Origin of the sequence: Arthrobacter sp. M4, assembly GCF_020251205.1 — a bacterium.
Lineage (GTDB): Bacteria > Actinomycetota > Actinomycetes > Actinomycetales > Micrococcaceae > Arthrobacter.
The window spans coordinates 326197-350990 of sequence record NZ_JAIWYX010000005.1 but is presented as its reverse complement, the minus strand read 5'-3'; the positions used below and the strand labels follow the sequence as shown (position 1 = coordinate 350990).

The 24794-nt window shown below is 62.9% G+C and carries 26 protein-coding genes; 11 read left to right on the top strand and 15 right to left on the bottom strand.

Features of this window, described 5'->3' with window-relative positions:
- Nucleotides 1-136: 136 nt before the first annotated feature.
- Together LD110_RS11730 and LD110_RS11725 are read right to left on the bottom strand one after the other, a co-directional pair.
- Nucleotides 137-1321, bottom strand: a complete 1185-nt coding sequence (locus LD110_RS11730; protein ID WP_225498979.1) for a 4-hydroxybenzoate 3-monooxygenase — start codon at nucleotides 1319-1321, stop codon at nucleotides 137-139.
- A 276-nt stretch (nucleotides 1322-1597) separates the two neighbouring features.
- Nucleotides 1598-2347, bottom strand: coding sequence for an IclR family transcriptional regulator (locus LD110_RS11725; protein WP_225498978.1), 750 nt, complete (start codon nucleotides 2345-2347; stop codon nucleotides 1598-1600).
- A 226-nt stretch (nucleotides 2348-2573) separates the two neighbouring features.
- Here LD110_RS11725 and LD110_RS11720 point away from each other — a divergent pair, with 226 nt between their 5' ends.
- Nucleotides 2574-3863, top strand: a complete 1290-nt coding sequence (locus LD110_RS11720; protein WP_225498977.1) for an aromatic acid/H+ symport family MFS transporter — start codon at nucleotides 2574-2576, stop codon at nucleotides 3861-3863.
- Between the two features lie 117 nt (nucleotides 3864-3980).
- Here the strand turns inward: LD110_RS11720 and LD110_RS11715 are convergent, their stop codons facing one another.
- The gene (locus tag LD110_RS11715; protein ID WP_225498976.1) at nucleotides 3981-5090 is read right to left on the bottom strand and encodes an FUSC family protein; all 1110 of its coding nucleotides are present in this window, start codon (nucleotides 5088-5090) and stop codon (nucleotides 3981-3983) included.
- A 252-nt stretch (nucleotides 5091-5342) separates the two neighbouring features.
- Here LD110_RS11715 and mscL point away from each other — a divergent pair, with 252 nt between their 5' ends.
- The 3 genes from mscL to LD110_RS11700 all read left to right on the top strand — a co-directional run bounded on the left by mscL (nucleotide 5343) and on the right by LD110_RS11700 (nucleotide 7203).
- On the top strand, nucleotides 5343-5792 hold the full coding sequence (gene mscL, locus LD110_RS11710) for a large conductance mechanosensitive channel protein MscL (RefSeq protein WP_225499004.1): 450 nt from the start codon (nucleotides 5343-5345) through the stop codon (nucleotides 5790-5792).
- A 193-nt stretch (nucleotides 5793-5985) separates the two neighbouring features.
- Entirely contained in the window at nucleotides 5986-6900 is a 915-nt protein-coding gene (locus LD110_RS11705) for an amino acid-binding protein (protein ID WP_225498975.1), read from the top strand.
- A 51-nt stretch (nucleotides 6901-6951) separates the two neighbouring features.
- Nucleotides 6952-7203 carry a hypothetical protein gene (locus LD110_RS11700; RefSeq protein ID WP_225498974.1) on the top strand — a complete coding sequence of 84 codons (252 nt, stop codon included), beginning with the start codon at nucleotides 6952-6954 and terminating at the stop codon, nucleotides 7201-7203.
- On the opposite strand, the gene dtd is transcribed toward LD110_RS11700, so the two are convergent.
- The 7 genes from dtd to LD110_RS11665 all read right to left on the bottom strand — a co-directional run bounded on the left by dtd (nucleotide 7184) and on the right by LD110_RS11665 (nucleotide 13812).
- A complete protein-coding gene (gene dtd, locus LD110_RS11695) occupies nucleotides 7184-7636 on the bottom strand; it encodes a D-aminoacyl-tRNA deacylase (protein WP_225498973.1) in 453 nt (150 codons plus the stop codon). The two genes, LD110_RS11700 and dtd, sit on opposite strands and share 20 nt — an antisense overlap.
- 69 nt (nucleotides 7637-7705) lie before the next feature.
- The gene (locus tag LD110_RS11690) at nucleotides 7706-8785 is read right to left on the bottom strand and encodes a LacI family DNA-binding transcriptional regulator (protein WP_225498972.1); all 1080 of its coding nucleotides are present in this window, start codon (nucleotides 8783-8785) and stop codon (nucleotides 7706-7708) included.
- 34 nt (nucleotides 8786-8819) lie between these two features.
- Nucleotides 8820-9725 carry a carbohydrate ABC transporter permease gene (locus LD110_RS11685; RefSeq protein WP_225498971.1) on the bottom strand — a complete coding sequence of 302 codons (906 nt, stop codon included), beginning with the start codon at nucleotides 9723-9725 and terminating at the stop codon, nucleotides 8820-8822.
- Nucleotides 9722-10603 carry a carbohydrate ABC transporter permease gene (locus LD110_RS11680; protein ID WP_225498970.1) on the bottom strand — a complete coding sequence of 294 codons (882 nt, stop codon included), beginning with the start codon at nucleotides 10601-10603 and terminating at the stop codon, nucleotides 9722-9724. The genes LD110_RS11685 and LD110_RS11680 overlap by 4 nt, the downstream gene beginning before the upstream one ends.
- A 49-nt stretch (nucleotides 10604-10652) precedes the next feature.
- Nucleotides 10653-11987 carry an ABC transporter substrate-binding protein gene (locus LD110_RS11675; protein ID WP_225498969.1) on the bottom strand — a complete coding sequence of 445 codons (1335 nt, stop codon included), beginning with the start codon at nucleotides 11985-11987 and terminating at the stop codon, nucleotides 10653-10655.
- Nucleotides 11988-12035: 48 nt separating this feature from the next.
- Nucleotides 12036-13472, bottom strand: a complete 1437-nt coding sequence (locus LD110_RS11670) for a GH32 C-terminal domain-containing protein (RefSeq protein ID WP_225498968.1) — start codon at nucleotides 13470-13472, stop codon at nucleotides 12036-12038.
- Between the two features lie 145 nt (nucleotides 13473-13617).
- Nucleotides 13618-13812, bottom strand: a complete 195-nt coding sequence (locus LD110_RS11665) for a hypothetical protein (RefSeq protein WP_225498967.1) — start codon at nucleotides 13810-13812, stop codon at nucleotides 13618-13620.
- A gap of 438 nt (nucleotides 13813-14250) precedes the next feature.
- Here LD110_RS11665 and LD110_RS11660 point away from each other — a divergent pair, with 438 nt between their 5' ends.
- Complete coding sequence (locus LD110_RS11660) at nucleotides 14251-14478, top strand: hypothetical protein (protein WP_225498966.1); 228 nt, start codon at nucleotides 14251-14253, stop codon at nucleotides 14476-14478.
- A 90-nt stretch (nucleotides 14479-14568) separates the two neighbouring features.
- On the opposite strand, the gene LD110_RS11655 is transcribed toward LD110_RS11660, so the two are convergent.
- From LD110_RS11655 to LD110_RS11640, 4 genes are read right to left on the bottom strand one after another with little or no spacing between them, the layout of a single operon-like run.
- Entirely contained in the window at nucleotides 14569-15957 is a 1389-nt protein-coding gene (locus tag LD110_RS11655; RefSeq protein ID WP_225498965.1) for a GntP family permease, read from the bottom strand.
- Nucleotides 15954-16616, bottom strand: coding sequence for a bifunctional 4-hydroxy-2-oxoglutarate aldolase/2-dehydro-3-deoxy-phosphogluconate aldolase (locus LD110_RS11650; RefSeq protein ID WP_225498964.1), 663 nt, complete (start codon nucleotides 16614-16616; stop codon nucleotides 15954-15956). Before LD110_RS11650 ends, LD110_RS11655 begins: the two co-directional genes overlap by 4 nt.
- The gene (locus LD110_RS11645; protein WP_225498963.1) at nucleotides 16606-18252 is read right to left on the bottom strand and encodes an amidohydrolase family protein; all 1647 of its coding nucleotides are present in this window, start codon (nucleotides 18250-18252) and stop codon (nucleotides 16606-16608) included. The genes LD110_RS11650 and LD110_RS11645 overlap by 11 nt, the downstream gene beginning before the upstream one ends.
- An 8-nt stretch (nucleotides 18253-18260) precedes the next feature.
- Entirely contained in the window at nucleotides 18261-19592 is a 1332-nt protein-coding gene (locus LD110_RS11640) for an amino acid deaminase (protein ID WP_225498962.1), read from the bottom strand.
- Between the two features lie 171 nt (nucleotides 19593-19763).
- On the opposite strand from LD110_RS11640, the gene LD110_RS11635 reads away from it, so the two are divergent.
- From LD110_RS11635 to LD110_RS11610, 6 genes are all read left to right on the top strand, one after another.
- Nucleotides 19764-20792: a sugar kinase gene (locus LD110_RS11635; protein WP_225498961.1), complete on the top strand. Its 1029-nt coding sequence runs from the start codon at nucleotides 19764-19766 to the stop codon at nucleotides 20790-20792.
- Nucleotides 20789-21550: an IclR family transcriptional regulator gene (locus LD110_RS11630; protein WP_225498960.1), complete on the top strand. Its 762-nt coding sequence runs from the start codon at nucleotides 20789-20791 to the stop codon at nucleotides 21548-21550. The genes LD110_RS11635 and LD110_RS11630 overlap by 4 nt, the downstream gene beginning before the upstream one ends.
- Entirely contained in the window at nucleotides 21547-21951 is a 405-nt protein-coding gene (locus LD110_RS11625) for a RidA family protein (RefSeq protein ID WP_225498959.1), read from the top strand. The genes LD110_RS11630 and LD110_RS11625 overlap by 4 nt, the downstream gene beginning before the upstream one ends.
- 169 nt (nucleotides 21952-22120) lie before the next feature.
- On the top strand, nucleotides 22121-22714 hold the full coding sequence (locus tag LD110_RS11620; protein ID WP_225498958.1) for a sulfite oxidase-like oxidoreductase: 594 nt from the start codon (nucleotides 22121-22123) through the stop codon (nucleotides 22712-22714).
- Nucleotides 22665-23462 (top strand): ferredoxin reductase, encoded by a 798-nt coding sequence (locus LD110_RS11615; protein WP_225498957.1) that lies wholly within the window; start codon nucleotides 22665-22667, stop codon nucleotides 23460-23462. The genes LD110_RS11620 and LD110_RS11615 overlap by 50 nt, the downstream gene beginning before the upstream one ends.
- Nucleotides 23459-23830, top strand: coding sequence for a DUF6510 family protein (locus LD110_RS11610; protein ID WP_225498956.1), 372 nt, complete (start codon nucleotides 23459-23461; stop codon nucleotides 23828-23830). The genes LD110_RS11615 and LD110_RS11610 overlap by 4 nt, the downstream gene beginning before the upstream one ends.
- On the opposite strand, the gene LD110_RS11605 is transcribed toward LD110_RS11610, so the two are convergent.
- Complete coding sequence (locus LD110_RS11605; protein WP_225498955.1) at nucleotides 23827-24765, bottom strand: LysR family transcriptional regulator; 939 nt, start codon at nucleotides 24763-24765, stop codon at nucleotides 23827-23829. The genes LD110_RS11610 and LD110_RS11605 overlap by 4 nt on opposite strands.
- Nucleotides 24766-24794 lie beyond the last annotated feature (29 nt).

The window sequence follows — 24794 nt, the reverse complement described above, 5'->3', positions numbered from 1 at the left end:
TGGCGAACCGCCGCTCAAAGTGGGGAATTACGTGGCGAGAACCCACCTAAAGTGAGGAATTCCGTGGCGGACGACACATAAAGGAAAGTACGACGACGGCGATCGGCCGCTGCCGCCGTCGAATCTTAGGGCTGGGCTACTTGGACGGCCAGCCTGTGTATGCCTCGGCGAGGTAGGCGCGACCATGCCGCGAGGAGATCACGGAGTTCAGTTCCCCGAGCTGGCGGGCACGGCCGAATTCGTCGGCGCCCGGTACGTGGTGGAGCATTGTGGTCATCCAGTAGGAGAAGTGCTGTGCCTTCCAGACCCGCTCGAGCGCGCGGTCCGAGTAGCTGTCCAGCAGGGACGTGGATCCCGACTTGAAGTAGTTGTCCAGGCCTTCGAAGAGAACCTTGACGTCGTTCAACGCGAGGTTGAGCCCTTTTGCACCGGTCGGCGGGACGGTGTGGGCCGCATCGCCGGCGAGGAACAAGTTGCCGTGGCGCATGGGCGCGTGAACAAAGGAGCGGAACGGCAGGACCATCTTGTCTATGACCGGGCCTTCCTTGAGCTCGAAGCCGTTGCCGTTGACCCGGCGGCGGAATTCAGCCCAGATGCGGTCGTCATCCCATTCACCCACGTTTTCCTTGGGGTCGCACTGGAAGTACATGCGCTGGACGTCGTCGCTGCGCTGGCTTATGAGGGCGAAACCGTGCTCTGAGTTGGCGTAGATGAGTTCCTTGGAGCTCTTTGGTGCCTCGGTGAGGATGCCAAACCATGCGAAGGGGTACTCGTGGAAATACCACTTGCGGTCAGCTTCCGGGACCTGAAAGCGGCAATGGCTGCGGGATCCATCGGCGCCCACCAGGAAGTCGGCCTGTAGCTCGAATTCCTGGCCCTCCGAGTCTGTGAACTGGACCACCGGCCGTCCCGCGAACTCCGAGGCCTGCGTGTTGGAGCAGCTGTAGCGGACGTCGCCGCCGTCGAGTTCTCGCCGCTCGGCGAGGTCCTTGAAAACCTCAGTCTGGGCGTAGAGGTAGACGGATTCACCGACGAGGTCGCTGAAGTCGATGTGGTGGCTCTCGCCATTGAAGCGGAGCTCAATGCCCTGGTGCTCGTCGCCGTCGCGGAGGACGCGGTCACTAACTCCGGAGTCCACCAGGAGATTGACGCTTCCGTGCTCCAGAATTCCCGCGCGGACTGTTGCTGCGATCTCTTCGCGGCTACGGACTTCGATGACGGTGCTTTCGATGCCGGCCTTGTACAGGAGATGAGAGAGCATTAGTCCTGCCGGCCCTGCGCCCATGATGGCAACCTGGGTGGTGATGGTCTTGCGTGCCACGGTTTCCTCGCTTCGCTGCGGACCCTTTGCTTCATTGCCTCAGGGGGCTTCATTGCCTCAGGGTGTGTTGGCTGTCTGGATTTCAGTGTGCGGTGAGGTCCGTGATCAGCGTTACACAGATTCCGTTGAATGGATCGCCTAGCGGGTTTTGACTCCTTGGAATCCATCCAGAAGACGCACTCGCGATACTTCACGGGACGTCTAATCGAGGCTTGACTCTGCCCGTAGCCTAAGGTGCTGGGAATCCCTAAATCGTGGCTCGAAGTGATCACGCCACTATCTTTGGGCCCCGCCCAACTGCCGCCCAATCCCCCGTGCCGCCGTTTGGAGCACTGGGACCAGCGCCTGCAGGCGCACCTCGCTCAAGGGAACCACGACGCCGAGTGCGGCCACCGCTCGCCGCTTTCCGTCCAGGATGGGCACCGCGATTCCCCACGTGTCGGGATCTACAACTCCGGCCAGTTCCGAATAGCCCTGCTTCAAGGCTTCGCTCAACAAGGCCCGCAACCCTTCATGCGTCATTTTGCCGGCGGGGTCGTGAAACTGACCGAGGTAGTCAGCCTGGATCTCCTTTGACTGGTGTGACATGAGGGCCAGGCCGGCTGATGAAATGTGAACCGGCATGCGGCCCGCCACTTGGGCCCGGTTGGCTACGGATCCACGCCGGGACAGGCGTTCCACGAACAACGCCTCCCAACCATCCAGGATTGCAAGGTTCACATTCTGGTTGAGGACTTGTTGGATGTCCTCCATAAAGGGCATCGCCGCACGGCGGAGTTCCAATGTCGGCGAGTTCCGATTTGCGAGCTCCCACAAGCGCAGCCCCAGACGAACCGCACCGCCGCTGCCAACCTCCAGGAGGCCGTGGTCCGCCAACTGCCGGACCAAGCGGTGGGCGCTGCTCAAAGGCAGGTCCGCACGCTCTGCCAGCTCAGCCAGCTGTAACCACGCGGAACCTTGCGGAAAGGCCTCCACAAGACGCACCACGCGATCCACTACGGAGTCGCCAGACGCCGAGTTGGCCATGACGGCCTCCTTAGGTTCATTCCATTCAATGGATCAAGTCTAAGTCCACCAAGCGACCCCCCGACCAACAGGGTGGGGCCAGCCCATCGCCCATTCAATGGAATCTGGTATTCATTGCAACACCGGCAGGTGATACAAATCTCACGCTGCCTGAGTTGCTCCGCAGGCCCACAATCGGCGGCACGACTACAGCCCCAAAAACAACCCCTGCACCGAGGAACCACATATGTCAATGACGACAGCCCCAAAGAAATCCCAGTGGCCCGTGTGGCTTTGCTGGCTGGCCATGGTCCTGGACGGATTCGACCTAGTTGTCCTGGGTACCGTCATCCCCACGCTGATCAAGTCAAAAGACCTCGGCTTCGACGCCGTTGGCGCTACCTTTGCGGCCACGATTTCCTTAGTGGGCGTTGGTCTCGGAGCCCTGTTCATTGCCCCGCTGGCGGACAAATTCGGCCGACGCAGGCTCCTCCTGGCCTGCGTCACGACGTTCTCCATTTTCACCATCGCGGTGGCATTCGCCCCCACCGTGGCGATCTTCTCCCTACTGCGCATGCTCGCTGGATTGGGCCTTGGCGCCTGCCTCCCCGCCGCCCTCGCCTACATGAACGACTATGCGCCGGCAGGAAGCGCCGGGAAGTCGACCACCCGGACCATGACCGGATACCACGCCGGCGCCGTCGCAACCGCGTTCCTGGCCCTGCTTCTCGTGCCCAACTGGCGCTCAATGTTCATCATCGGTGGCGTCGCGGGCCTAGTCCTCCTCCCCTTCCTCTGGTTCAAACTGCCCGAATCCTTGCCGACCCATGTGAGTCACGCCGTCGCACCCTCCACCCCGGACGCGACACCCCAAAAGCCCCGGCCCACTGGTCTCCGAGAACTCCTGGAAAAGCCGTATCCGCTGGTTGCTGCGGGCATCGCGGTGGCCTCGTTCATGGGCCTGCTGCTCGTCTATGGCTTGAACACCTGGCTGCCGCAGCTCATGTCCTCGGCCGGATACACGGTCAGTGCTGGCTTGGTCCTGTTGCTGGTGCTGAATTTTGGCGCTGTTGTAGGTCTGGTCATCGCAGGCCACCTCGCCGATAAGCACGGCACCAAGCGGATCGTCGTCCTATGGTTTGGCCTGTCTGCCGCCTTCCTGGGCATCCTGAGCGTTCAAATGCAGAGCGAGCTCCTCCTCAATGCGGCTGTCTTCGTGACAGGCGTGTTCGTCTTCAGTTCCCAGGTGCTGGTGTACGCGTGGGTCAGCCAGCTCTTCCCAGCCCGACTCCGCGGCACGGCACTCGGTTTCGCGGCCGGCGTCGGTCGCGTGGGCGCCATCGTGGGTCCTGCCGTGACAGGCACCTTGGTTGCCGCCGGCATCGCCTACCCTTGGGGCTTCTACGCTTTCGCGCTGGCCGGCGTCATCGGAGCGGCGGCATTGATGGGCGTCCCCCAGACGCTTGCGACGACGTTGGGCAGCTCCGCTTCAGGCTCGCCTGAAGCTACTGCCGACCGCCATCCTGCGAGCCGCTAAGGTCTGGTCCAGGAGCCGGGTCGCCCAACCTGAAGGACGCCACCTGAAACACTCCGACGTCGCCCGGCTGCTACCGCTTAGGCACTCAGCCGCCGGGCACGTCCTACGCTGATTGGACTACCGCCATGATGCCCGCTTGGGTTGGGCAGGCCGCCGCATCGCGGCCCAAACGGCGGGCGCAGTCACCACGACAACTCCGACGGCGGCACCGATCACGGTCTCCACGATGCGGTCACGGAGCAATATCCCAGGCGCAGCGCCTGGTGCCGCCAACAGCGTGGATAGCAGGGCAATCGGCGTCACGAAGACCTGCGCCACCATGTACTGGCGAGTGATGTACAGCTCCGCACCGAACTGGCAAATGGCGATGATCAGGATCATCAGCCAGGGCGAGGGGGCCAGCCAGATGATGCCCGCCATCAGCACGAGCCCCGCCACGGTGCCAGCGATTCTCTGCAGGCCCCGGCTCACCCGGTGCCGTGTGGTGTGCCCTACCAGCGGCACCACGGCCGCCACCATCGCCCAGTAGTTGTGCCCAAAACCCAGCGCCTCGCCTACAACGGTCGCCAGGCTTCCTGCGAGGCCGGCCGCCAGCAGATAGCCAATCCCCTCCAGGTAGGCCGTCCGTCGTTCGGGACCCGTCAATCGCTGAGGAGCGGGCCAGCGCCAGGGCACCCTGTGGCTCTTCACTACTCGGGACGACATGCCGAGCGCCAGGCAGAACGCCACCGTCGCGGCACACGTCAAGAGCGCCTCGGCGAGGGGAGGCTGCTGCGGAATCGAAGCGATAGCCGCGAAGGCAAAAATCTGGAACAGCGAGCCCGATGGCCTGAGCCGCCATAAGGCAGCCACCACGGAGGAGGCCCCGGCCACCAGCGTGGTGGCCAGGACCAAAAGCCAGAGGTAACTGCCGCCGTCGAGCCCCAAACCGCCGTCGGATCCGGCGCCGTCCAAGACGCTCCTTAAGCGGGCCATCAGCGTGGCCAGCAGGACCACCGCGAACATGAGCGAGCCGGCGCGAAGCTGGCTTCGGAAACGCTGGGCGTGCGGCTCGTTGCGGCCATAGATGCCGGTGAAGGCACCAAAGGAGGCGAACACGGCAAGGTCCAGGCGGCCAAGCAAAGTCAGGCTGATGAGTGGCACGAAGATGCCCACGGCGCAGCGAAGGGCCGGGTGGTGGTCCTTGTTGGCCGGACCTATCGTGAACATGTCCGCCAAAGTCTTCACTGTTGCCCGCCTTCTGTCCTCACGGTTATCCGACGGCGGCCTTGTCGTCCGCCTCGAATCGTACGTTCGGAGTCGTCTCGGGGCGCAGCCGCAGTCCGTTGAACGGAAGGAACAGGACCGAATGTGATGAAAGCAACGGACGCGTCTTGAGGTGCCGATGGTATCGTCGTCGCTTGGTTGGCTACTGCTGCGTACCTATTGCGCCCACTGGCCGAGTCTGACATCACCCGCCCATACCCGGAGGTCATTCCCATGTTCAAGGGATTCAAGGACTTTATTCTTCGCGGCAACGTCATCGAACTGGCCATCGCCGTTGTCATCGGCACTGCGTTCACCGCGCTGGTCACGGCGTTCACGAAGAACATCATCAACCCCGTGATCGCCGCCGCCGGAGGGGTTCAGGCGGACGGCCTCGGCTTCCGGATCTGGCCGGACAACCCGGCGACGTTCGTCGACTTCGGTGCCGTCATCACCGCACTGGTGACCTTCCTGATCACCGCTGCGGTGGTGTACTTCATCTTCGTGGCGCCCATGAACAAGATCAACAGCCTGGTCAAGGCGCGGCTCGCCACTGAGGAACCGGAGGAGGAACCCATCCCGGCCGACACCGCCCTCCTCGCTGAGATCCGCGACCTCCTGACCGAGGTGGCCGCCTCCACTCGCGACGCCCAGCCTTCGCAAAACGCAGCCGACCGCAACTAGGGACGGGTCGACGGGGAGCTCGACGGCTATCCGGTTCGACCGCGGACCGGGTTCTTCCGCGGACCGGGTTCGACGGCGGACCGGGTTCTTCCGCGGGCCGCGCTAGACGGCGGATCGGGGTCGACGGCGGGCCGCGCCAAATCGTGACGCGACGGCAATCCGGCGGTAACAGCCGCACGGCACCATGGGTGTCATGAAGCCCAAGGTGAGAACTCATGCCACGGCCGAGCTCTCCTGCGAGGTCTGCGGTCAGCTGCCCGAACCTCCGAAGGCAAGGCTGACCCTCGCGAACATTGCAATCATGCTTCCCATCGAACTGCTGGTACATGCGCTGGTGGTGGAAACCCACTTGCCCTACGTAGCCAAGGTTTTGCTGTTGACCGTCACGGCTACCGTACTGGTGATTTGGGTTGCCGAGCCCTCCGCGGCGAAGGTTCTCCGCGGTTGGCTGCACGCGCCGGCGCTTCGGCATCGCCGCAAACTCAGCGACGCTCCAGCATTGTGGCGGGCGCGCACCGTCCTCAGGGACCAGCCCGGCGCACTCAAGAAGGTCACAGCATCACTCGCCAGGCTGGACACAAACATCCTCAGCATCCACGTGCATCCGATGGACGGAACGGTGGTGGACGAATTTGTGCTTTCGGCGCCAGGCCACCTGCGGGAACACGACATTGTTGCGGCACTGGATCTTGCCGGTGGCCGTGAAACGCACGTTTGGCCAACCACCGCCCTGGCCATGGCCGACGGCCAGACGAAAGCGCTGAGCCTGGCGGCCCGCGTGGCAGCCAACCCCGATGAGCTGCCGCTCGCTGTCGCTGAACTCTTGGGCGCCAACATCGTGGCGCAGGACACCGAGGGGTCGACCCATCACCCAGGCCTGCCGTCGGATAGCCAGCCGCGAACTGCCGGTGCGTTTTCGACGCCCCCGCCGCCCGCCGCCGTCGACCCTTCTGCACTGCTCAAGATCCCCACGGCCTGGCATGGACCGCTGGTCTTTTCCCGCCCCGGCGAACCATTCACCCCAGCGGAATCGGCCCGCGCGCATCGGCTCGCCGAGCTGGCAGAAATCCTGGCCCACAGCCAGGATCCGACGCCGGATCGCACCTAACGCTATACCGGTACCTGTCGCGGACAGCACTTTCGAGAGAGGTCTTTGGAGATGGACACTATCAACACTGAGTTTGCTGGCGAGGCAATTGCCTCCAGCCGTGATCCACAGCACTGGGGTAGGGCCATGGCATCCGCTGTGAGCCGTCTGGCCGCCCAGCTGGAAGCCGTGCCAGCTCTTGGGACAGGAGAGGCGCTGTTGGCCCGGAACCTGACAATGCGGATCACGGAGGACGGCCCCGGCGTGCGGATCGTTGTGTCGCTCGAGCCGGACCTCCTGGACGCTAACCGCGGCGTGGGGTAGCGAAATCTGCCGTGTCTAGGCTGATGGTGAAGGGGCCGTCGTTGACCAGCGAAACCTGCATCATCGCGCCGAATCGTCCGGTGGCCACTTCTGCGCCGAGGCTGCGTAGTTCCTCCACCAGTGAATCGATCAGGGGCTCGCTGATCGCTCCCGGTGCCGCGGCAGACCACGACGGCCTGCGTCCGCGGCGCGTTTCCGCGTAGAGCGTGAACTGGCTAACCACTAGGAGTGGCGCGTTCTCATCGGAACAGGACTTTTCGTCGTCGAGGATCCTCAGGGTCCAAATCTTGTTGGCCAACGCCGCTGCGTCATCTCGGGTGTCAGTGTGGGTTGCTCCGGCGAGAACCACTAACCCGGGCCGGTCAATGGCTCCGATAGTTTCGCCGTCGACGGTAACCTCAGCGCGGGTGACCCGCTGGAGAATGGCTCGCACCCGTCAACCCTACAAGCAGTGCAACACGATGGGCGCAACTCCGCTCCACGCCACCGACTTGATGCGCGTTCAGGCTGGGACGGTTGAAGCAACTGAGTCGCGTTCAACGGCAGGGCATTCAATTTTGACCATCGGGTAGCCCTCCGGCTTTTCGATTCCCAGCAGTAGCCGTACTCCTGCGGCACCCAGTTCGTAGTGCGGAAGGCCCACGCTCGAAAGCGGCGGGCGGAGGTGGGCGGCTATGACTTCCTGGTTGTCGAATCCGACAACCGCCAAATCGTCAGGGACGGAGATCCCGCGGCGGACCAGGGCGTCGTAGAGACCCATGGCCATTCGGTCGTTGTAGCAGAACACAGCGGTGACGTTGAGGTCCAGCAGCTTGTCGGCGGCCGCATACCCGCCTTCCTGGTCGGGGTAGGCGTCGAACACAAGATGCGGGTCGAAGGGAATGCCGGCCGATGCCAGAGCCTGCTGGTACCCCTGAAGCCGTCCGTCCCTCGCCGGAGCTGGCGTGGTCGCGTTGATAAAAGCGATCCTGCGGTGGCCTTTCCGGGTGAGGATTTCGGTGGCGGATCGCCCCCCTTGTACTTCGTTAGGTACAACCGCGGGCGCATCGGTTCCGGGAGCGAAGCAGTTAACCAAAACAAAGTCTGTTTCATTCAGTGCCGCTGGAATTTCGGCTGCACGGTGGAACCAGGTTGAGTACAGGATGCCGCGCACTTTGTGCTCAAGCATCATCGAAATGGCGTCCTCTTCGACGGCGTCATCGCCTTCCGTGTTGGCCACGAGCAAAACAAAGCCGTGCTTCCAGGCTTCGTCCTGTGCGCCATGGATGATCTGGCCCGCGAATGGGGTGGTAGCCACACCGTCGGCAACAAGTCCAATAAACCTGGAAGTCCCACTGACCAGGTTCTTGGCCATGGCGTTCGGCCTATAGCCAAGTTGGTTGATGGCTTCCCGGACACGACGCCGGGTCTCAACGCCGATCCGGGCATCCTTCTTTTTGTTGACGATCAGCGACACCGTGGCCGATGATACGCCTGCCAGTTCGGCGACATCGCGAAGGGTAACTGGGTGACCCGGCTTCCGTGCCGTCAGAGGCTGCACCGAATCCGCTTCAGTGTCCCTCGAGCTTTTCCCAGACGTCATTGGCCCTCCCGTCCTAGTCTAACCAGCGGCATATTTAGCCCTTTGTCGCCCCGCTCTCAAGGCCTTGGATCATCGCTTTGTTGAGCACCAGGAAGACCAGCAACAACGGCGTGATCGTCACACAAACAGCCGCGAACGTGGCGGTCCAGTCTACTTTCCCCATGGCTCCGATGTAGTTTTGCAGGCCCAAGGGAATGGTCTTGAGCTCCTCGGAAAGGACAAATGTGTTGGCGAAAATGAAGTCGTTCCAGATGAAGATGCTGTTCACCAACACAACGGTGACCACCGTATTGACCGAAAGGGGAAGCGTGATCAAACCGAAGATCCGGTACGGACCGGCGCCGTCCAGGGATGCTGCCTCGTAGGTCTCCCGCGGGATGTATTCGAAGAAGGATGAGAACAGGTAGACAGACATCGGGAGGGAGAACCCTGCCAGGGGGATAATCATCGATTGATAGGTGTCCAGCAGGTTCACGGTTGAATAGTCGATGAACAAAGGAACCAGGGCGATCTGGACCGGGACGATGATTCCGATCAGGAACAGTCCTCGGACCAGGTGGCTCAGCCGGAAACCGAGGACCTGGATGGCGTAGGCAGCCATCATCCCTAGAATCACGATCAGGACGTTGGCGCCCATCGTGACGATAAAGCTGTTCAGGATGTTCAGGCCAAGGTTGCCGGTCTGGAAGGCCCGCGCGTAATTATCCAAGGTCAGCGCTGCCGGAAGAGCGAATGGGTCTCCGGTGGCAAAGTCGTGTTCCGTGCGAAGGCTGGTGATGAACAGCCAGGCCAGCGGATAAACCTGCACGATGACGATGAGGATGATCAGCGTTTTCGAGAGCGTCCTGTAAAGGCTGGGCCGACGCCTGCTGCGGTAGGGCGGGCTGCTGCTTGGCAGGGCAGAGATCGTCCTGGTGACTGGGGCTGCTTGCGCGGTCATGCGTCCGCCTTTCGTTTGAGCATCACGAGGATGAGGCCGACGGCGACAAGGCACTCGATAACGATGAACACCGAGATGGTGCTGGCGTAGCCAAAGTCAGTGCTGGTGAAGGCTGTCTTGTACATGTAAGTGGTCAGCAGTTCCGAGGACTGGCCCGGGCCGCCGTTGGTCATGAGATAGGGGATGTCAAAGCCGCGCAGGCCGTAGGTGGTGGCCATAATCACGGTGGTGATCCACACCGGACGGATGAAGGGGAAGCGGATCTTTGTGAACAGTTGCCACCGGGATGCGCCATCGAGGATGGCGGCTTCCTCCAGTTCCTTGGGTACCGCAAGCAAGGCCGCGTAGATGATGAGCATGTACAGCCCAGTGAAGCGCCACCCTTCGGGGGCAGAGACCGCGGCCAGGACGGTGTTGACGTCTGAAAGCCAGGCACGTTCAAGATCGCCCAGGCCGATCCAATGCAGGAGCTGGTTGAGCAGGCCCACCGGATCTATCGAATAGATCCGCACAAAGAGGAAAGCGATGGCAACCGTGGAAATCACGGCTGGAAGGAGATACAGGGTCTTGATGAGTTCGGCACCCCGGCGCAGGGAAGTCAGGAGACTGGCGACAAAAAGCGCCCCACCCAACTGGAGGATCAGGCAGATGGCCAGATAGCCCAGGGCGTTGAAGAAGGAGCGCCAAAAGACGTCGTCGCCGGTGAACATCCGGAGGTAGTTGGCAAGGCCAATGAACTCCATGTCGCTGATGCCGTTCCAGGAGAAGAAGCTCAGGAACAGCGATTGCAGGATTGGGAACAGCACTGCCGCGCCATAAAGGAGCAGGGGCGGGAGGAGAAAGACCAGGACTGAGAGCCGTGACCTAGTGGGAAGCATTGTGGGGCCTTTCGGGGCGGGAGCCCGGGATGGGCTCCCGCCGCTGCGGTTACTTGAAGAACTTTGGGGCGTTCTGGGCGATGGTGCTGTCCATCGTGCTCGTGAACTGCTCCGGCGTGGTGTTTCCCTGGACCAGGAGCACGAGTTCCTGCTGCAGCCTGGTGTTGGTGGTTGGGTCAAGCTGCGTGTCCCAAGGCATGGCCTGCTTGGTCCCCAGGTCGTTGGCCTTGTCCAGGGCCTTCTTGTACAGGGGTGTGGCGTTCGCCGGGACTGTCGTCTGCACATTGGTGGTGGGCGAGAGCGCACCCGTGGCGGCGTACTCAGTGGGGTACTTGTTCAGGGCGAACTTGAGGAAATCTGCCACCAGCGGGTCATAGGTCTTGGCGTTGACGGCCATGCCGATGCCCGACGGCGAGACATACTCGTTTGCGGCGGTTGCCGAACCCGCCGTGGTTGGGAGCGTGAAGAAGTCGACGTCGTTACGCACCGCCGGGTTCAGCTTGTCCGTTGCCAGGCTGGGCAGTTCCCACGTGCCGATGTTGTACATGGCGGCTTGTCCCGACGTGAACTGGTTCTGTGCATCAGAGTAACCCTGGGCGGAGAATCCGTCCTGGAAACACTTAGCCTTGCCCAGTGAGGAGAGCCATTGAACGGTCTTCTGGCCAGCCGCGTCGGCGAATTTGGCGTCGCCCTTCTTTAGTTTCTGGATGAAGTCCGGACCCTGTGCCCTGAACGGCTGGTAGGCGACGTAGCGCTCCAAGGGCCATTGGTCCTGGCCGTCGATGGCGATTGGGGTGATGCCGGCCTGTCGGAGTGCGGTGCACATTGCCGGGATGTCGTCCAACGACTTGGGGACAGCCACTCCCGCTTTCTGCAGGAGAGCCTTGTTGTACCAGATGAACTCCAGCTCGAACTGGAACGGAATCATGTACAGCGATCCGTCGTCGAAACGCTGGTAGTCGAGGGCGCCGGGCCGGTAGCTGTCGTAGACGTTCAGCGATTTCAATAGTTTCTCAGCGTCAACCATCTTTCCCTGCTGGGCCAATTGCCGAGCGAACGGTGTGGCGTCGGTATCGAAAAGCTCCGGAAGCTTGTTCGCAGCGGCCAGGGTCTCCAGCTTTTGGATATAGGAAGGTCGGTCCGGGGTGGTGATCAGGTTGAGCGAGAAGCCCGGGTGGTCCTTGGCGTAGTCGGCGGCGAGCTTCTTCATGATGTTGATGACCGCGCCGTCGGCGGGCCGGGATAGCAACCATGAGATTTCCCGGGGCTTGATCTCCCCCGTCGGACTCACGTTTGTGGGGCTGCTGGCCGCTCCGCCGCCACAGGCGGACAATGCCAGGGCGGCGGCCGCGGCGAGGGCGGCGGTTCGGAAAAGCTTCTTCATTGCGGCAATCTCCCTTGATTCGAACGGAGAGGAGGAGGGTTGGGCTATTCAGTTGTCGGTGCGCTTGCGTACTTCAAGGTCGCTAACGATGACGGATCCTTCACCTGCGAAGACTCCGATCCGTCCCGTGGGTAGGTCATAGATTCGGGTACTGAGTGATACTTTGCGATCCAGCACGGCAACGCAGAGATCTCCATCGACGATGACTTCGAGGGTGTGCTCGCCGGGGCCAAGATCGCACGGCCTTTCCAGCTCAATGTCGAAGGGAACATCACCGGAGATGTGCCATTGGGCTTCACCGGTGATTTTCCGCGGCCAGCGATCGAAGACCAGGCGTCCGCGCTTGGGTTCCAGCCGGACGATGTAGGACCTGTCCCCGTCCGCGCTCGAGCGAAGGAGCAGTCCACATTCCGTGGTTCCTGGTTCGATATTCAGCACAGCCCGGGCGTAGAACTGGCTTGGCATATCTTCGCTGGATACCAAAGCCTTGTAGCCATCTGGAACGTACAGCGTCGCCGGCAGTTCCGTGTGGAAGGTGGCGGGAACATCTTCCCAAAAGCTGTCCACGAGTTCGTCCGCGAAGCCGAAGGCGAGCGTTCCGTTGGGACTCTGCCGCGCCTCCAAGACGGACATGGTGCCCGCCCACTGCCACGGGCCGTCGTCGCGGTTGTCTTCCCTGCTGGCAATCCAGCCGAAGAAGAAACGGCGCCCGTCACGCTCGGCGGACTTGGAGGCGTAAAAGGCGCGTCCGTCGATGCTGTCCAGTTCCGGGACGGTCCATGGTCCTTCAGGGCTCTTGGCCATCCGGTAACGGGTGGTGAAGGACTCCGAAAACTCGGAGTAGACCATGTACCACCACTCGCCCCAGGAGAAGACTTCCGGACATTCGTGCGTGATGTAACGGCGCGGATCCCAGAACGGCTCCGTGTGCTTCCAAGCCATCAGGTCCACGGAAACGCATTGGGCAATGACGCCCCGGCGCCGCTCCGGTCCATCCGCGTGCCGGGCAGCCAGGAGCATCCGCCACACGCCCGCCTCGGCATCCAGGAAAACGAAGGGGTCACGCCAGTCGCCTGTCTCATAGCCCTTCGGCGCGCCGAAGGTCAGCTCGGGGTGCTTCACCCACGTCTTCATGCCGTCGGTGCTGGTGGCATGCATAACCAGCTGCAAAGGGGCGCCATCCGGGCCGAGATTGCGGGGGTTCTGCCCGGTGTAGAACAGGTGATGGATACCCGACTGGTCGCACACCACGCTGCCTGTGTAGGCGTTGAAATCAAGGTCATCCTTGCCGCCGTGACGGAGCGAGATGCCATGGTCTTCAAGCTGGACCAGGTCCTTGGTGGTGACCAGGTTCCACGATGTTCCGGGCTTGGGGTCGCTGCGGTCCTCATGGAGATAGAAGAGCCAGAACTCCCCGTCCTTCTGGAAAGGGATGAGGTCGCCAACCCATCCATCTGCGGGCTGGAAGAAAACTGAGCGGGTCATCGGCACTGACGTCCAATCTGCTTAAGCGTTTTATCAAAGCAAGAGTAACCTAGGTCACAATGTTGATCAAGCGTTTTAGCAAAATCCCAGAAAGGAAGGCGGCGTTCGCATATGAACGCCGCCTTCCCGGTGCTACAGATTGCTGTCAGTGCCCACAAACAGAAGAGGGCCAGATGTTGGAGATGCCACCGAACTGCGAGTGGAAAAACTCACGGATCTGGGACCGGACGTCATTGGATTCGTCCTTGGTCTCCTGCTCGGTGGATTCCGATGCCTGGGAGCCTTCGGCTGCTTCCTCGGCGCCATTGCCGGCAGGCTGCTCCCCGTTGATCTTGTCCATCACTTCCCCTGATTCCTTGGCTGTGTGGGTGCTTCATGCACTCTGTTCCCACGTTTCGCGGGTGTTACCAAGTACTCTCCGATACGCTCCCAAGGAAACGGCTCGGATCCGCGCATCATCGGCTCAAGGTTTGCTCAAGACTTTCAGGCGCGGAGCACCCCAGGTGTGATCTCCATCGCACTGAGTCAATTTCCGCAAAAGGGTCATTGCACATAGGCCGCCTTTGCTGGAAACTGTCTGTGGATCGCACAGAATGCGAAATCCGTTGTACGGACTGTTCCGATCCCCGCCGCCGATTCTCAGGCAGGCCTGCCCCATCCATGAATGTCGGGCACAATCACGATCTCCTTGATGAAGCTCCATCCGCGCAACCGCGCCACGTGAACCACTGTGCCCGGCCCCTCTCATCCATCCTGTTTGCGCAAGAAGAGAGCATCTATGATCAAGCATCACTCCGAGCTCGTCCTCGAAATCACTGCAGACGACGCCAGCACCATCCAGCAAGACCTTAATGCGGCCGAGGAAATCGCACTCGAATCCGCAATGGAACTCCGTCACGGCATCCTGGTAACGCAGCACGACTTCAACAGCTATACCGTGGAAGTCAGTCGCGAAGTCCCGTTCGGTGAGACCCAAGAGGTCCGCGAATGGGGACAGGCTTCCTAGCCCCCCAAAACTCGCCAGAATCACGTCAACCACAGAACACTGAGGGCGCCCCAGCCACAGTTGGGGCGCCCTCAGTCTGTGCCGACTAGCTCACACGAACTGATACACCAGAACCGACATCCCAAAGCCCACCACCGAGAGCACAGTCTCCAGCACGGTCCAAGTCTTCAGGGTGTCCTTCACTGACATGTTGAAGTACTTGGAGATGATCCAGAATCCACCATCGTTGACGTGGCTGGCGATGATCGAGCCGGAGGAAATCGCCATAACGATCAGGGCCAGCTGCGGCTGGGAAAAACCGCTTGCCAGGCTCGGTGCCAGGATGCCGCCCGTGGTCACGATGGCCACGGTTGCCGAGCCCTGGGCGATGCGCATGCCGGCGCTGATGACGAACGCGGACAGGATGATCGGGAGACCCGCCTTGGACAGCGTTCCCGCCACAGCCGTTCCCACGCCGGTGGCTGACAACACGGCACCGAAGAAGGCACCGGCACCAACCACCAGCAGGATCATGCCTACCGGTCGCAACGAGGCTCCCGTGAGTTCACTAAGTTCGCTGGCAGACATGCCGCGGCGGATGCCCAGCAGCCACATGGACAACAGAACCGCGACGCTTAGGGCGATGGCCGGGTTGCCGAAGAACTGCAAGGTGGCGCGGAGGGGACCCTCGGGGGCGAAGATATTGCCGAAGGTACCGCCAAGGATGAGGATCATGGGCAGGCCGATGGCCAGCAGGACCATACTCAGGGGAGGCTCATGGCCGATTGCTTCCTCGGCTTCCGGAATGACCCGGTCCTCGGGGACGGAGACCGCAACGCGCTTGCCGATCCAGGTTCCCCAAAGAATACCCGAGGCGAACCAGGCAGGAATGCCGCAGATCAGGCCCATCAGGATGATCCAGCCGAGGTCCACGTGGAACAGCCCGGCGGCGGCAACGGGACCGGGGTGCGGCGGCAGGAAGGCGTGCGTCACGGAGAGGCCAGCAAGCAAGGGCAAGGCGTACAGGGCCAGTGACCTCTTGCCCTGAACCGCCGCCACGTAGACAAGCGGCGCAAGGACGAAGATGCCGATGTCGAAGAACACGGGGATACCCAGGACGAACCCAGTGAGGCCCATCGCCAGCGGCGTGCCCTTCTCGCCAAAGATCCTCACGAGCCGCCCCAGCAGGACTTCCGCGCCACCGGACCGTTCCAGGATTGCGCCCAGGACGGTGCCGAGGCCGATGATCAGGGTGATGTGGCCCAGGATCCCGGCGAAGCCTTTTTCAATGAGGGCGTCGCTGCTCTTGGTGGCTGAACCGACCAGGGCCTCCACGGAGACCCCGCCGATGAGGGCCACCAGCACACCGGTACCGACCAGTGCGATAAACGGCTCAACCTTGACCTTGATGATCAGGAAGAGGAGAAGGGCAATGCCAACGCCTGCAAGTAGCAGGAGGCCTGCGGTGTCGTGCCGCAGCCAGTCGAGGAATTCGTTCATGAGGGGTTCTTTTCTGCTGAGCTGGGCGCGATGGCAGCTACGAATGCTGCAGCGCGAGCGGTGATATCGGACCATTGGCCGGCGGCCACAGCGGCGGGAGGGACCACACTGGTGCCGCAACAGACAGCGGTGGCACCGGCGTCGAGGTAGCTGGCGGCGTTACCGGCGTCGATCCCTCCCGAGGGGAGGAGCTTCACATCCGGGTAGGGTCCGCGGAGGTCCTTGAGGTAGGCAGGGCCCACCTGCCGGGCTGGGAAAATCTTCACGACGGCGGAGCCGAGATCCAGCGCCTGGGCCACTTCGCTGGGAGTCATGGCCCCGAGGCTGAAGGGGATGCCCGCGTCGGCCGCCACGGAGGCGACCTCGGGCCGGATCCCCGGGGTCACCAGGAAACGTGCACCGGCGTCGATTGCTTGCCGGGCTTGGTCTCCTGTCATCACGGTCCCGATGCCCACAACGGCGCCGTGCTGCCCCGCAGTCTCGACAGCGCGCCGGACGTGGGTGAGGACGTCCGGCGTCGTGAACGTGAGCTCGACGGCGCGGATGCCACCCTCGGCGAGGGCCCGGCTCAATTCCGCGGCATCCGGGATCGAGTCGGCCCGGACGACGGCGAGCGTTCGGTCCGCCTCAAGCTGGCGGAGGAAATCGTCAGGAGTCATTGGCTTTGGTTGTTCCTTCCGGGGATCGTCTCAAGGCACGGCCGGCGCGGGCACCGGTGGGCTTCCCGTCGTCGATGGCTGCCGTGCCGTTGACGAATACGTAGTGGATTCCGGCAGCGGGCTGCCGGGGGCTTTCATAGCTGGCGTTGTCGCGAATGGTGTTCGGGTCGAAGAGGACGACGTCGGCCGCGTAGCCTTCGCGGATCAGCCCCCGCTGGTCCAGCTTCAGCCGGGCGGCCGGCCTGCCGGTGAGGTGGTGGACCATGTCCTCAAGCCCTAGCAGGCCGAGGTCCCGGGAGTAGTGGCCGAGGTAGCGGGGGAAGGTTCCCCAGGCGCGGGGATGGGGCTTGGCTCCGACAAGCAGTCCGTCGCTGCCGCCGGTGTGGGTGCGGTGCTTCATGATCGCCTGGACGTTTTCCTCGTGACCCACGTGCTGGAGGATGCCCGTGCCCAGTCGGTCCTTGACCAGGATGTCCACGAACACCTCGAACGGCGCGCTTCCGCCCTCCGCCGCGATGTCTGCAATGGTCTTTCCGACGTGGCCCGCGAGCTCCCGATTCTGGACGCCGCTGATTTCCAGGGTGTCCCACTCCGCCACGACGCCGTGGCAGCCGTCGGAGCCGTAGATCTCCACGGCTTCGCGGATCTTTTCCGCGGTCACGGGATCCTGGAGCCGGGACAGCGTGGCCTCCGTGCCACCTGAAGAGGCCCAGCTCGGCAGGATCGCCGAGAGTGTGGTGGCACCGGGAAGGTACGGGTAGGTGTCCAGGGTGATGTCCACCCCATCTTCCAGTGCTTCGTCGATGAGCTGCAGCAGTTCACCCGCCCGGCCCTTGTTCTCCGCGAAATTCATGGTGGCGTGTGAGAGGTGCAGGGCGCAGCCAGTGTCCCTGCTGAGGCCGATCATCTCCGCATAAGCGCCGAGGGCGTTCTTGCCGTAGGAGCGGTGGTGCGGGGCGTAGAAGCCGCCGAGTCCCCCGACTGTTCGGCACAGTGCTGCGAGTTCCTCGGTGCCGGCGTACATACCCGGCGTGTAGGTCAGCCCTGAGGACATGCCGATAGCGCCCTCTTCCATGGCCGTGCGGATGACATCCTGCATTTCCTTGAGCTGCTCGGGTGTGGGGTCGCCTTCGCTGAAGCCCATCACGAGCGCGCGGACTGTTCCCTGCGGGACAAGGTACGCCGCGTTGGTGGCGATGCGACCGCCGTCACCGTCCGGGCGGTCCAGGCGGTCCAGATACTCCCCTACGGTTCGCCAAGAGAAGTCGAAGTCCGCGGGATTGTCGTTCCAGCCCGCGATCTTCTCCCGGACCCCCGCAAGCGTCGCGTCGTCCACCGGGGCGTAGGAGAGGCCGTCCTGGCCGAGGAGCTCGGTGGTGACGCCTTGGCTGAGCTTGGCGTAGTGCTCCGGGTTCACCAGCAGTTGCAGGTCCGAGTGCGCGTGCATGTCGATGAAACCAGGGCTGAGGACCAGGCCGGAGGCATCAATGGTGCGGTCCGCCCCGGTGCCTAGGGACGTCAGGCTGCCCGCTTCGGCAACCACGGTGATGGTTCCGCCGTCGAGCAGGACATCGCCCTCGCGGCGCGGGGCCCCGGTGCCGTCCACGATGACGGCGTTGCTGATGAGCGTCTTCATGCGGGGTCCTAGAAGAAGGTGCGGATGAGGTCGACGACGGTGGGGTCGTTGTCAGTGTCCGCGAGGACCGGGATGAGGGTCCACTTGTCGAATGCGGTGCAGGGGTGGGAGAGGCCAAGCCTGACAACGTCGCCGATCTTTACCGTGGTGGTTTTCGGGTCGAAGGACAGGAAGCAGTGCTGGTCGTTGACCGCGGTGATCGTGGCTCCCTCCAGTGGCTCCATGGCTGTGCCCAGCTCGGACCCTATGGCCCGCGGGATGGGCAGGCCCTCGTCTACGGGAAGGTCACGCTTGCCGGCGTCGAGAATGGCGAGGCCAGGTTCGGGCTGGGAGACGACCCGCGCCCAGCCGTGCATGGCTGTGCGGAACGGCTGGCCGCCGCCGCGCAGGAACTGCTCGCGGGAGAAGGGCGAGATTCCGCGGTAGAAGCCATCGTCGTGGGCCACATAGGCTCCGCTGCGGATCACCAGGTTAACCCGAGGGGCGCCATTCCCAGTCATGCACGGGGACAGCACCTCGACGACGTCGTCGAAGTAGGCACTGCCACCGGCGGTGATGATGACATCGCCGCTGTCATAGAGGGCCTCGGCCAGGAGCGACTCGTGCAGCTCCTTCATGTCTTCGAGGTAGGCGCGGACCTTGGCAATGCTGCCGGCCTCTGCCGTATGGGCCAGGGAACCCTCGTAGCCGGAAACGCCCACCAGCCGGAGCGAGGGGGACGCCGCCACGGAGCGGGCCACCTCAAGGGCAGCGCTCACGCTGCGGGCACCGGTCCGGCCGCCGGTTCCGCCGAGTTCCACCAGCACATCGAGTCCTGCCGAGTTGGTGGCTGCCAGGACTCGCTCCAAACGGTGCACCGTGTCCGTCGAATCAACCCAGGACAGGATGGTGGCACCGCTGGCCACTTCCCCGGCCACCCATTCAATTGCGTGCGGGTCAGTGAGGCTGTTGGCGAGCATAAGCTTCTGCACGCCAAACTTCCGGGCCACACGCAGCTGGGCGAAATTGGCGAGCGTGATGCCCCAGGCTCCGCGATTGAGCTGCTCGGCCCATAGCTGGGGGGCCATTGTGGTCTTCCCATGCGGCGCGAGGAGAACCCCGTGCTGCGCACACCATGCAGCCATGGTGTCCAGGTTGTGCGCCATGGCAACCGCGTCGAGCGTGAGCAGCGGCGTCTGGAGTTCAGCGAGTGCATGACGGGCCTCGGCGAAGTCCCGGGTGGAGGTTCCATAAGCGGCTACAGGGGCCGCTTTGTGGTTCCAGCCCAAGGCTTCTTTGCCCAATCCGGCAAGGGCGCTGGCTTCGATGGCGGCAAGACCGCCGGTGGTTGATGGTGTCACCTGTGTTCAATCCCTTCACGGGTGCAAGGTTTGGTGCTGCCCTCTTTGGCTGCGTTGCGTATTTTGCAATCACCGTTGCAAAAGTGCTGCAGATATGTTTAGCATTGCTTCGGATGACGAGTCAAGACCTCATCCCCCTCCCCCAAAGCTCTAAGGAATCCGGATACACACATGCTGAAAGCCGTATGCCTCGGTGAAACCATGGCCATGCTGACGCCGGGACGCCACACTCCCCTGCACCTCGCCGAAGAGTTGCACCTGGGCATTGGCGGTGCCGAATCGAACGTCGCCATGGGCTTGGCTGACATGGGCCTCGACGCTCACTGGATTGGCCGCGTGGGCCACGACGGCTTTGGACGGCGAATCCTCGAGGAACTGCGGGCCCACGGCGTTAAGACTGACGCCGTGGAGGTGGACCACAAGCGACCCACCGGTCTTTATGTCAAGGTTCCGGCCCAGGAAGAAAACCCCGACGGCGGCAGCTCAGTTTTGTACTATCGGCAGGGATCGGCGGCCTCGGCAATGGGACCCGCCCTCCTGGAGAACCCCGACGTCGCCAAGTTGCTGGCAGGTGCAAGCCTGATTCACATCAGCGGAATCACGGCCGCCTTGTCCTCCGGATGCCACGAGCTGCTGCTGGCAATCCTCGCAGCTCCCCGCGAAGGACGGACTATCAGCTTCGACGTCAACTGGCGTGCCGCGCTCTGGGCGGACCGCGACCGGGCAGCGCTCCGGGACCTCGCCAACCAGGCGGACATCGTGCTCGTGGGCAAGGACGAGGCCGGACCTGCCTTTGGAACCACCGACGAAGGTGAGCTGCGCCGCCTGCTCCCGGATCCCGCCGTCGTGGTGGTCAAGAACGAGGCGACCAGCGCCATCACGCTGGGGCGCGACGGAAGCCGGGACGAAGTGCCCGCTTTGTCCGTTGACGTGGTGGAACCCGTGGGCGCCGGCGACTCGTTTGCTGCCGGCTACCTGAGCGGCTACCTCTTTGGCCTGGATCAAAAGGCAAGCCTTCGGAGGGGACACATTGCTGCGGCGTGCACGCTGACGGTGCGCGGCGACCGGGGTCCGCTGCCCGATGCTGAAACCCTTGCAGGGATACTGCGCTGCAGCGACCAGGAGTGGGCTGCCCTGCACGTCGCGGCGGGACAATTCAGTTACTTGGGAAGCATCCAGAGCGAGAGGGAGATGCCATGAGCCAAAGCTTGATGCGAGCATTGGACCTGCTCCAGGAACTTGCCGTCCAGCCAGCCACCCTGGATGAGCTCGCGTCGAAGTCCTCCGTCCACAAAACCACAGTGATGCGCCTCCTGCACGCGATGGAGGAAAAGCGCTTTGTGGTGCGGGACGACAAGCAGCGATTCAGGCTGGGATCAAAACTGTTCGAATTGTCGTCCCTTGCCCTTGAGCAGCGGGACATCCGGGCCGTGGCGCACCCGCACCTGGCAGCGCTGAACGCCAAGGTTGGGCACACGCTGCACCTGGCCGCATTCGAGGGCAACGAGGTGGTGTATATCGACAAGTTCGAATCCCGACACCCTGTCCGCATGTACTCCCGCATCGGCCTGACCGCTTCCCTGCACTCAACCGCTGTGGCCAAAGTCCTCCTGGCCGACATGCCGCGCATTCGCCAGGAGCAGATTGCGGAAGGCATCAACTACGTCAAACTCACCGAAAACACCCTGACGTCGCCCAAGGCCCTGCTGGACGAACTCGCCATCGTGAAGAAGCAGGGGTGGGCGCACGACAACGCCGAGCACGAGGCATTCGTGCATTGCGTCGCAGCTCCCATCCGGGACGCGAGCGGGAGCGCAGTTGCCGCGGCTTCCTTCTCCGTGCCTGTGGTGATGCTCGACTATGAGGGCCTGCTGGGCCTGCTCCCCGACCTGAAAGCCTGCACCGAGGCAATCTCCGAAGACCTCGGCTGGACCAAACCGAAAGGAATCTCCGCATGAGCGACAAGACCATCGTCCGCACCGACAACGCCCCTGCCCCCGCCCACACCTTCTCGCAGGGCGTCCGCAAAGGTGGCGTGTTCCAGGTGTCCGGCCAGGGACCCATGGATCCGGAAACCAACCAGTACATCGGTGAAGGCGACGTCCGCGTCCAGACCCGTCGCACCCTTGAGAATGTCAAGGCCATCCTGGAAGCCGGCGGCTCCTCCGTGGAGGACGTCATCATGTTCCGCGTCTACCTGACCACCAGGGACAACTTCGCGGCCATGAACGAGGTCTACGGAGAATTCATCACGGAGAACGTGCCCAGCGGACAGCTGCCCAGCCGCACCACAGTGTTCGTTGACCTGCCGCATGAAGTGATGCTGGTGGAGATCGACGCGCTGGCCGTGACGGCGTAGTTCCCTCTCATCCCGCGCAGCTTGCGCCCCGGAGTGCCGGGGCGCAAGCTCGTTAATGGAGCCGCGCGGGGGCGGTAGACGCACCACTCTAGACCGCGCCCGGCAGTTGCCCTATGGTTGGGGCATCAACGGCCTTTGGCCGGGTGGGGCTCCACTCCGGAGGTGCATCGTGGGAATCATTTCTTCTGGTTTTCGTGGACGGCGGCAGTCCGAAAATCCTGCCTTGCCTCCTGGTCAGCATGAGACACGGGATTTTCCGGTGCTTACGGCCGGCCCTGCTCCCGTTATCCCAACCGACAAGTGGGAATTCTTCATTGCTCCAGAGAACGGCCAGCGACTCTCCTGGTCCTGGGATGAATTCATGGAATTGCCGCAGGAAGAATTCACCACGGATATTCACTGTGTGACCAGTTGGTCGAAGTTGGGAACAATGTGGCGCGGGGTTTCTTTGGACACCCTCTTCGAAAGTGTGGAAACAAGCAGCGACTTCGCCACCGCGCATTCCTACGGCGGCTATACAACCAACGTCCCATTATGGGATTTGCTTGGAGGCAAGGCGTGGGTGGCCTGGGAATTCGACGGCAAACCATTGGAACGAGCCCATGGCGGACCAGCCCGGCTGCTCGTACCGCATTTGTACTTCTGGAAGAGCGCCAAGTGGGTGCATGGGCTGGAATTGACGGGCGAAGACGTTCCTGGGTTCTGGGAATCGAATGGCTACCATCTCCACGGCAATCCATGGCGCGAGGAACGCTACTCGTGAGGTCGCTGCCGTGAGTTCCGTGTGGCGCGTCGCCGAGGTGGTCAGCGGGGTCCAGGAGAACGCCACCGCCCGGACAATTGGACTCCGCGTGGACGGCCTGATGGGCAACGTCGCCGGCCAGCACATCGACATCCGGCTCACGGCCGACGACGGATACACAGCCGTTCGCTCTTACTCCGTGGCATCGGCTGGCATGGACGAGCACCTTGAGATCACCGTTGATGAACTGCCCGACGGCGAAGTATCGCCTTTCCTGGTCAGGGACCTGGCCGTTGGGGACCAGTTGGAAATCCGCGGCCCGGTGGGTGGCTGGTTCGTTTGGCGGCCTGCCAACGTCAACCCGGTCCAACTGATCGCGGGCGGGTCCGGCGTCGTGCCGCTCATGTCGATGATCCGAGCGCACGAGGCTTCCGATAACCCTTCCCAGTTCCGGCTGCTCTATTCGCTCAAGTCGCCCGAGACGGTGTTCTACCGGGAGGAACTGCATCGCCTGAATAAAGAGTCGGGCAGGCTCATGGTTGCGTACGTCTACACGCGCTCGACGCCGGAGGGCTGGCCAACGCCTCCAGCGCGCCTAACCGCCGAGACCCTTTTGGCAAGGGTCCTTCCAGTGGACCTGAAACCCGATGTTTTTGTCTGCGGACAGACAGTCTTCGTAGAGACGGTGGCGGATTGGCTGGTGACCGCGGGTTATCCCGAGGCATCGATCAAAACCGAGCGCTTTGGCGGGACGGGAGCGATCCGATGAACGACGCCAAGCACTTCCCTGGTCCGGACGCCGAGGATCCCCAGGCTGAAGACCCCCGCGCAGAGGAAGCCCTGGACCAGGACATCGCGGGAGCCGCGCACGACCCCATCACGCACGTAGACGGCAATGCCGTCGCGGGAGCATTATCCGAAGTGTTCCGCATAGACATCATTGCCGCCCTTGGACGCTGCAGGCACTGCGGCTCGATCAAAGCTTTCGGCGAGGCCGTGGTATTCACCGACGCGCCCGGCATCGTGGTCCGTTGCCGCGACTGCGAGGGGGTTTTGCTGCGACTGGTGGAGACGCCTACGCGCTATTGGCTCGACCTGAGCGGGCTTAGCTATCTGGAGATTGACCGGGAAGACTAGCGGACAATTTCTTCCGCGCCCGCTGTCACCTTGTTCTTGGCGCCCTTAGCCGTCGACCGAAACACGGAGACTGCCTGCTGCGCTGCGGGGCTGAGCCTGCGGTTCCTGAGGTGAGCGAGAAGGATCCTGCGGGCCGGAGACCCGGCCAGCGGAACCGCGACGACGTCGGGGCGGAGCGCGCTCAGCGCTAGTCGAGGTGCAAGGGCGATGCCGATACCAGCAGCAACCATGCCCTGAGTCTCCTGGTAGTCGTTGGCAGCGAAGGCGATGCGTGGCTCAAAGCCCGCATCACGGCAGACGCGGCGGAGGACGTCGGCCACTGGATGCTCGTCGCGGACGATCCATTCCTGCTCCTGCAGGGAGTCGATCCGTACGGATCGACGGGTCGCAAGCGGATGATCGGCCGGGACCAGAAGCACGGTGGGGTCGTTCATGAGCGGCATGAGGTTCAGGTCCTGGTCCTCGATGTGTTCCCAGGGGTAGTCCCAGAGCAGTGTCAGCTCAATGTCCCGGCGTTTCAGCCGCTCGATGAGGCCGGCGCGGCGGGCGCTGACCACGGTGACGGCCACTTCCGGGTGGCGCGCGCGGAAGGCGAGGACGACGTCGGGCATGAGCGAGGCACCAACCGTTGGGAAGGTTCCCACCCGCAACTGGCCACGGCGCAGGCCAGCGAACTCGTCCATTTCCGCTTGTGCCGCCTCGATGGTCCTGTCGATCTGGTCCGCGTAGTGCAGGAGTGCCTGGCCGGCATCGGTGAGGACCACGCCCCTGGGATGCCGCTCTATCAGCGCAACACCCACTTCGTGCTCAAGCTTGGCTATCTGCTGCGACACCGCCGACGTCGTAAAAGACAGCGCCGTCGCGGCCGAGGTCAGGGACCCTGAACGGCCCACTTCGCGGAGCAGATGGAGCCTGTGCAAATCGAAGAGAGCCATAGCCCGAGTTTAGCAAAAGTAGACCTTTG